The 355-nt window shown below is 76.3% G+C and carries 1 pseudogene; it reads left to right on the forward strand.

What is annotated here, in order from left to right:
* A pseudogene (locus GT030_RS05770) lies at window positions 1-355 on the forward strand (regulator); the annotation flags it as partial.

A 355-nucleotide genomic window follows, 5' to 3' on the forward strand; every position in this document is an offset into this window, starting at 1 on the left:
CCCTCGTGCGCTACCTGGAGCACGAGTGCGAGCCGATGCTGCGCGGCAGCTACTCCGAGCAGACCGGCCGCAGGCTGTTCGGCGCGGCCGCCGACCTCACCCGGCTCGCCGGCTGGACCTCGTACGACATCGCCGCGCACGGGCTCGCCCAGCGGTACTTCGTGCAGGCCCTGCGGCTGGCCCAGGCGGCCGGGGACCGCGCCTACGGCTCGTACGTGCTGGTCACCATGAGCCGCCAGGCCGTGTACCTCGGGCACGGGCGGGAGGCGGTGCAGCTGGCGCGGGTCGCCCAGCAGGGGATCGGGACCGGGGCGGCGCCCGTCGTGCAGGCCCTGCTGCACGCGGCGGAGGCGCG

The sequence above is a fragment of the Streptomyces sp. SID1328 genome (assembly GCF_009865595.1).
GTDB classification, from domain to species: Bacteria; Actinomycetota; Actinomycetes; order Streptomycetales; family Streptomycetaceae; genus Streptomyces; species Streptomyces griseoluteus.